A 7,701-nucleotide genomic window follows, 5' to 3' on the forward strand; every position below is an offset into this window, starting at 1 on the left:
GCTGGGGTGCGGCGGGGGGCCCGTCGCCCTCGGACACCGACTCGCCTGCTGCACCGGCGGCAGCCGGCATCTCGACCGTCTCCCCGGTGCTCGGCGTATCCGACCACGCGGCCACCCGGCGGCGCGCCTGACGTCGTGGTGCGGGTCGCTCCCGGTCGTCCGGGGTGCCGTTCTCGGAGATCGGGTACGCGGTCGTGGCGTCGGGGTCGTCCCAGACCGCCTCCGGGTCCTCGTGATCGACGATGTCTCCGCTTCCGTCCCACCCGAAGAACCCGCGCACGACTCCCGGGATCTCCCTGGCCGGTCGACCCACAAGAACCAGGACACCGAACGCGACGAGCAGGACCAACAGCGGGACGGCGACGAAGATGGACAGGCCCGCCTCGAGCGTGCCCCCGACGATCCTCCCCAGCACGCCGGCTCCGCCACGGACACCGTCCGGGTCCGCGGGTGAACCCGATCCCAGATGCCACAGACCCAGCACACCGAGTGTGGTCACGGTGGTCCCCACCACCCACCTGGACTGGACGTCGGGCCGTGGCTCCCGGGCCATCACGAGCACGCCCCAGACACCGAGGACCAGCGGCAGGAGCGCGCTGGGGGTTCCGACGACCGTCCGGACACCCGTGTCGATCCACTCCCCGACCGGGCCCGCCGCGCCGAACCACACCGCTCCTGCGAACACGATCGCGATCCCGACGAGGGCCAACCCGAGTCCGTCCCGTCTGTGCGGCGGTGCGACACGGTCCTCGTCGTCAGCGCCCCGCAGGCCGCGCACACCGTGACCGAGGCCTCTCGCCATCCCCGCCCATCCACCCCGCAGACCGCGACCGACCGCGCCGAAGGCTCCGGACGTCCGTTCCGGAGCGGGCGTCACCGCGCGGGAACGTGCGCGGGTACCGGACTTCGGAGTCGAGACGACGGCACCGCGCCGGGAACCACCCCCACGGGACGACGACGAGGTAGACGCGGTGGTTCGCTGTCCGGCGGACTTCGAGGCCGGGCGTCGTCCACCTGGGGCACGGGTGGATCGCGTGTTCGAGCTGGGTGCCATGGGAGTCACTCTATCTTCTCGCACCCCATCGGTAACAGCAGCCACACGGGGCGGCGGTAGGTCAGATGCCCCTCGGCACCGCCTCCAGCGCGGCGATCCCCTGGTGCGAGCCGGAGATGTCCACGTCGACCGCACGCCGACCGAACGCCCACAGGAGAAGCTCCACGGGGGCGGCCGTCACGCTGACGAGCGGGGCGAGCGCGGCCCCGGTGGACACCGCACCGGGCTTGCTCAGACTCATCCCCGGAGGGGTACGCAGATCGACACGGGCGGTCACCCGCCGCAGGAACGTCTTCGCCACGGTCGTCCCGAGCGCCCAGATGCGATCGAGATCCTCGATGCCGAACTCCCGCGCCGTCCACTGCCCGTCGGCCCTTCGGACGTCCTCGTGGTGCACGAGGTACTCCGCGGCATTGGCCACACGGTCTGCGTAGCGGAGCGGTGAGTACCACGGTGCGCCCGCGGCGATCTTCTCCAGCAGTTCCTCCCACGGGGTCTCGGTCTCCCGGAGGCGCAGGTCCTCCATGCGCGAGGCGAGCGCCGGCAGGACGATCCCCGCGGCGACGTCGGGGCGCGCTTCTCGCACCACCAGGTGCGCGGCGAGATCCCGGGTCGTCCACCCGTCGCACAGTGTCGGCGCCTCCGGACCGGCGGCACGCATCGTCTCGACGAGAGCGCTCCGCTCCCGTTGCGCCAGTGTCCGCCGGCCGGGGTCCACCCGCCTCAGCCCTCCGCCGCCACGGAGGTGATGACGGTGGGCACGATCATCGGCTTGCGGCGCCACTTCTCGGACACCCAGGAACCGACTGTGCGGCGCACCGACTGCGCGAGGCGGTAGGGATCGGTCTCACCCTCGCCCGCCAGGTCCCACAATGCGTTCTCGACGAGCTCGACCACGGGGTCCAGTGCGCCCGGCTCGTCGGTGAAGCCCTTTCCGATGATCTGGGGCTTGCTCACCGGTCGCCCGGTACGGGGATCCACGACCACGGTCGCGACGATGAAGCCGTCCTCGGCGAGCGCGGTGCGGTCAGCCAGGACGGTGTCACCGATGTCGCCGGTCGACAGGCCGTCCACGTAGAGATTGCCCACCTGGACCTGGCCGACCACCGAGGCCTTCCCGTCCACCAACTCCACCACGACGCCGTTCTGGGCCAGCACCACGTTCTCCTCCGGCACCCCGGTGGCGATCGCCAGAGCCTTGTTGGCACGCAGGTGTCGCCACTCGCCGTGGACCGGCATCGCGTTCTTGGGGCGCACGGCGTTGTAGACGAAGAGCAACTCCCCCGCGTCGCCGTGGCCCGACACGTGGACGTTCGCGTCGCGGCTGGTGACCACGTTCACGCCCATCTGGGACAGGCTGTTCTGGACACCGAAGACGGGCTCCTCGTTGCCCGGGACGATGGACGAGGAGAAGATCACGGTGTCGCCCTCGGAGAGGTTGATCTGGCGGTGCTCACGGCGCGCCATGCGGGACAGCCCCGCCATCGACTCGCCCTGCGTTCCGGTGGTCATCACGACGACCTTCTCGGACGGGAGCTTCGCCGCGGTATCCATGTCCACGATCACGTTCTTGGGATCGGACAGCAGCCCCATCTCGAGTGCGATCTCCATGTTCCGGATCATCGACCGACCGGTGAGGGCGACCTTGCGCCCGCTCGCGGCGGCCGCCTCGATGACCGACTGGACGCGGTAGACGTTCGAGGCGAAGCACGCCACGACCACGAGCTGACGGGCGTCCGAGATGAGCCGTTGGAGAGCGGGACCGATCTCAGACTCCGACCGACTGACGCCCGGCGTGGTCGCGTTGGTCGAGTCCATCAGCAGGAGGTCGATGCCCTCGTCACCGAACCTGCCCATCTTGGGCAGGTCGGTGGGGCGCTTGTCCGTCGGGAGCTGGTCCAGCTTGATGTCGCCCGTCATCATCACCGACTGACCGCCGGCGCGGATGACCACGCCGAGGCACTCGGGGATCGAGTGGTTGACGTCGAAGTAGCGCACCTCGAACTTCCCGAGGGTGCTCACGCTGGACTCGTCGACCTCACGGAAGACGGGCTTGATGCGGTGCTCACGGCACTTGGCCGCGACCAGTGCGAGCGTGAAGCGGGACCCCAGGATCGGGATGTCCGGTCGGAGCTTGAGCAGGAACGGGATGGCCCCGATGTGATCCTCATGGGCGTGGGTCAACACGAGCGCCTCGACCTGGTCGAGGCGGTCCTCGATGTGCCCGAAATCGGGGAGGATGAGGTCCACTCCCGGCTCTGTCGAGCTCGGGAACAGCACGCCACAGTCGACGATGAGCAGCTTCGAGTCGTACTCGAAGGTCATCATGTTGCGGCCGATCTCGGTGACTCCACCGAGGGCCACCATCCGCAGCGCTCCCTTGCGGGGCTTGGGCGGGCTGGGCAGACGCACGGTCATGTCCCCGCCCTGCATGGTCTTGACCCCGCCGAACTCGGCCGTGGAGGTGTTGCCGTTCCCGCGACCGCGGCCCCGGCCTCCGCGGCCGCGACCCTGCTGCCCACCGGACTGGCTCTCACCGGACTGGTTTCCACCGCCTGCGGACCCACGCCCGCGACCGCGCGAACCGCCCTTGGGAGAATCCTGCTTCTGGTCCTGCTGTCCCTTGCCCTGCTGTCCCCTACTCTTCTGGGAACCGCCCTGCTGGGAGCCGCCCTGCTGGGACTTGCCCTGCCTCCGCTGCCCCTGACTGTCCTGGTCCTGCGTCGGGCGGTCGTCGCCGCTGCTCGTGGACGGCGCGGCCGAGGTGGCCGCGGGCTCGGTGAACTGCACGGCGGTCGCGGGCGCGGGTTCGCCGGTGGGGCGCCCGGCGGCGCGCCGCGTGCGGCTGCGACCCCGGTTGGTGGTCGGGTCTTCTGTCATCTGATGACTCCTGCTCTGTGCAGCAGCGACGCCAACGCGTCCTGTTGCTCGGTGGTGGGTGGTAACTGCGGGAGTCGCGGCGCTCCGGCCGGGATCCCGAGAAGTTCTAGAGCTGCTTTGGACATCGACACGCCACCGAGAGCCCGTTGGGCGTCGAAGAGCGGGAGGAGTCCGAGGTTGATGTGACGCGCGGTGTCGATGTCGCCCGCGAGGAACGCACGGCGCAGTTTCACGAGATGCGCGGCGGCCACGTGGCCGATCACGCTGACGAAACCGCTGGCTCCCACGGCCAACCACGGGAGGTTGAGCTGGTCATCTCCCGAGTAGTAGACGAGGTCACAGTGGGACATCACGGTGACCGCGTCATGGAAGTCACCCTTGGCGTCCTTGACGGCGACGATATTGGGGTGGGACGACAGCCCGATGAGCGTCTCCGCCTGTATCGGGACCACCGACCTCGGTGGGATGTCGTAGAGCATCACCGGTCGATCGGTGGCGTCGGCGACCGCCCGGAAATGGGCGTCGAGGCCGGCCTGGGTGGGCTTGGAATAGTACGGCGTCACCACGAGCATGCCGTGCGCACCGACTGACGCCGCCTGCCGCGCGAGGTGCACGGAATGCGCGGTGTCGTATGTCCCGACCCCGGCGACCACGAACGCCCTGTCCCCCACCGCGGCCAGAACGGCTTCGAGAACCGCGATCTTCTCCGCGTCCGTGGTGGTGGGCGACTCTCCCGTGGTCCCGGAGACGACGAGACCGTCGCACCCGGAGTCCACGAGGTGCTGCGCGACACACGCGACGGTCCTCAGGTCGACGTAGCCATCGGACCCGAAGGGAGTGACCATCGCCGTGAGCACCGTGCCGAACGGAGTGGGGCGCCCGGGCGGGGAGAGTGCCTGTCGACCGTCCGCCGACGTCGGGCCCCCTGTGGTCACGTGTGTCATGGCCTCCCAGACTACCCTCAGACCACGGGAAGTCCCGATTCCGACCCGGCGTTACGGATCACCCCTCCAGGACGTAGGGACTCACCGCGATCTCCGAACCGTCCTCGAGCGAGGTGATCTCGAAGTCTGCGAACACCGCCGGCGCAGCCGCGCGTAGTTGCCGCAGGACGTCGATGGCCAGCCCGCGGATCTCGGTGTCCGCGTGCTCGGTCGCCCTCATCCCGATGAAGTGGCGCCACGAGCGGTAGTTGCCGGTGACCACGATCCGGGTCTCGGTCGCGTTGGGCAACACCGAACGCGCGGCCTGTCGCGCCTGCTTGTGCCGCAACATCGGGTTGGGAACGTCGGCGAATCTCTCCTCGAGCTTGGAGAGCATCTCCGCATACGCCTCCCGGGACGCGTCGGTCGCCCGGCGGAAGATCTCCACCAGTTCCGGGTCCTCCGCGATCGCCGGCGGGGGCACCACCTTCGAATCGTGCTCCGGGACGAACCGCTGCGACAGCTGACTGTAGGAGAAGTGTCGGTGCCTGATGAGTTCGTGGGTGCACGATCTGGAGATGCCCGTGATGTAGAACGTCACACTCGCGTGCTCGAACACCGAGAGGTGCCCCACCTCGAGAATGTGCCTCAGGTAGCCGGCGTTCGACGCCGTGCGCGGATTGGGCTTGTCCCAGCTCTGATAACAGGCCCGACCCGCGAACTCGGCCAGTGCGGATCCGCCGTCGGCGTCCGTCTCCCACCCGATCTCGTCGGGTGGCGTGAACGCGGTGTGCGCGACCATGCGGACCTGCCGCCGGACGAGCTCGGACATGGTGGACTCCTCGTGGTGTCGTGTCGCCCGGCGGGTCAGCCGAGAAGGTGTGCGGCCACCGTCGCGGCGATCTCGGACGCGGCGTCGAGATCCTCGCCGCCGGGCTCGCCGGTCAGATGAAGGGCCGGCGCCACCGGTCGCAGATCCCACCCGGTGGTGATCCGCTCGACCGAGGTGACGGCCCCCGACGTGTCGTCGTCCCCGTGCACGCACAGTGCGAAGGGCCGACCGGCCACGGCGCCCTCGCACGTGTAGTAGGTGCGGTCGAAGAAGTGCTTGAGCGCACCTGACATGTAACCGAAGTTCGCCGGGGTGAGCAGGACGTATCCGTCCGCCCGGAGTACGTGGTCGTCGGTCGTGGCCAGAGCGGGTACCGACTCCACCTCGACTCCCTCGAGTTCGGGATGCGCGAGCCCGCGCTCCAGGGCTTCCAGTATGCGGCGGAGCCTCGGGGACGGTGCGTGGTGGACCAGGAGAACGGCGCTCATCGCTGATCCCGGGCACCGGAGGTGTCCGCCTCGTGCAGAGTGATGGCCACCCGCATGATCTCCCGGGCGCGGGCGCGGTCGCCCGCATGGTCATACGCCCGGGCCAGACGATAGTTGGTGCGCCAGTCGTCCGGGGCCGCCTGGTACTCGGCACTGACCCGGTCGAACAGCTCATCCGCCGCGGCGTGCTCGAGACGCCCGGAGGGACGGTGGTCCAGGGTGGAGACGTCGAGCTCTATTCCCTCCGCGGCGGCGGCGGCGGAGATCTTCTGGAGTTCGAACCCGTTCCGCAGGATCGCCCACGTCGCCCAAGCCCCGACGGCGGTCAGCAGGATGATCCCGACCCCGAGCCCACGCATGGCGAGGTACTCGGATCGGCTGACCATGGACCACCCGAGGTACAGCAGGTACCCGAACGCCACCACCAGACCGACCGCGGTGAGGGCCATGACCAGGGGCTTGACGACTCTGTCCACGGTCGGCCTACAGATCCATGAAGGCGTCGAGCCCCACGGTGAGTCCGGGCACACGCGAGATGGAGCGCACCCCCAGGAGGACGCCGGGCGCGAAGGAGGAGCGGTCGAGGGAATCGTGCCGGATCGTCAGGGTCTCCCCCTGGGTCCCCAGGATCACCTCCTGGTGCGCGACCAGGCCGGTCACCCGGACCGAGTGCACCCTCACCCCACCGACGTCGGCGCCCCGCGCCCCCTCCAGCTCCGTGGAGGTGGCGTCCGGGCATGGTCCCATCCCGGCGGCGGTGCGGGCGGTGGCCATCATCTCGGCGGTGCGGTGTGCCGTTCCCGACGGGGCATCGGCCTTGTTCGGGTGATGGAGTTCCACGATCTCGGCCGAGGGGAAGTACCTGGCGGCCTGGACAGCGAAGCGCATCATGAGGATCGCTCCGATGGCGAAGTTGGGTGCCACGAGGACCCCGGTGTCCGCATGAGACGAGAGCAACCCCCGCAGGGTGTCCAGACGTTCGTCGGTGAATCCGGTCGTGCCGACCACCGCGTGGATGCCGTGCGTGATGCAGAACTCGAGGTTGTCCATCACCACGTCGGGGTGGGTGAAGTCGACGACCACCTCCGCTCCGGCATCGGTGAGCATCCCCAGGGGGTCACCGTGGTCCACCTCGGCGACGAGTTCGAGGTCCTCCGCCGCGCGGACCGCCTCGCAGATCGCCGTGCCCACCTTGCCGCGTGCACCGAGCACACCGACCTTCGTCACCGTCATCGTCTCCTCAGTCTCCTCACTGGTCGCCGACCCGCCCACCAGCCTATCCGCCCACCCGGGCCAGGAGACCCGCCGCACCCTCGGTGCCGGGCATGCCCGGACCCACGGCCGCCAGACACCACGGAGCGACCTCGCCCGTCCAGTAGTCCGCGACGTCGTCGCGGCGCACCGCGCGCAGGCGGGACAGCGAGTCGGCGACGGTCACCACCGCGTCGCGGTCCAGCAGGTGGCGGCCGATCCGCGTCATCCGCGACAGGGGATCGTCCAACCCCAGCCGGATCGACCCGGTGA

Annotated in this window: 8 protein-coding genes and 1 pseudogene; all 9 read right to left on the reverse strand. The window is 69.5% G+C overall.

What is annotated here, in order from left to right; translation table 11 throughout:
* Window positions 1–802: DNA translocase FtsK 4TM domain-containing protein (locus G6026_RS03495; protein ID WP_182612277.1), on the reverse strand; the 802-nt coding region annotated here is incomplete at its 3' end.
* A 313-nt stretch (window positions 803–1,115) separates the two neighbouring features.
* Entirely contained in the window at window positions 1,116–1,772 is a 657-nt protein-coding gene (locus G6026_RS03500) for a TIGR03085 family metal-binding protein (protein WP_107756601.1), read from the reverse strand.
* Window positions 1,773–1,777: 5 nt separating this feature from the next.
* A complete protein-coding gene (locus G6026_RS03505; RefSeq protein ID WP_277815591.1) occupies window positions 1,778–3,934 on the reverse strand; it encodes a ribonuclease J in 2,157 nt (718 codons plus the stop codon).
* Window positions 3,931–4,878 carry a 4-hydroxy-tetrahydrodipicolinate synthase gene (dapA, locus tag G6026_RS03510; RefSeq protein ID WP_182612278.1) on the reverse strand — a complete coding sequence of 316 codons (948 nt, stop codon included), beginning with the start codon at window positions 4,876–4,878 and terminating at the stop codon, window positions 3,931–3,933. The genes G6026_RS03505 and dapA overlap by 4 nt, the downstream gene beginning before the upstream one ends.
* A 58-nt stretch (window positions 4,879–4,936) precedes the next feature.
* A complete protein-coding gene (thyX, locus tag G6026_RS03515; protein ID WP_107756604.1) occupies window positions 4,937–5,689 on the reverse strand; it encodes an FAD-dependent thymidylate synthase in 753 nt (250 codons plus the stop codon).
* A 35-nt stretch (window positions 5,690–5,724) separates the two neighbouring features.
* Window positions 5,725–6,177, reverse strand: coding sequence for an NAD(P)H-dependent oxidoreductase (locus G6026_RS03520; protein WP_107756605.1), 453 nt, complete (start codon window positions 6,175–6,177; stop codon window positions 5,725–5,727).
* The gene (locus G6026_RS03525; protein ID WP_107756606.1) at window positions 6,174–6,653 is read right to left on the reverse strand and encodes a hypothetical protein; all 480 of its coding nucleotides are present in this window, start codon (window positions 6,651–6,653) and stop codon (window positions 6,174–6,176) included. The genes G6026_RS03520 and G6026_RS03525 overlap by 4 nt, the downstream gene beginning before the upstream one ends.
* A 7-nt stretch (window positions 6,654–6,660) precedes the next feature.
* On the reverse strand, window positions 6,661–7,410 hold the full coding sequence (gene dapB, locus G6026_RS03530; protein WP_107758104.1) for a 4-hydroxy-tetrahydrodipicolinate reductase: 750 nt from the start codon (window positions 7,408–7,410) through the stop codon (window positions 6,661–6,663).
* 43 nt (window positions 7,411–7,453) lie between these two features.
* Window positions 7,454–7,701, reverse strand: a pseudogene (locus G6026_RS03535) (insulinase family protein); the annotation flags it as partial.

It is taken from the genome of Dietzia sp. DQ11-38-2 (assembly GCF_014145055.1).
Taxonomy (GTDB): Bacteria; Actinomycetota; Actinomycetes; order Mycobacteriales; family Mycobacteriaceae; genus Dietzia.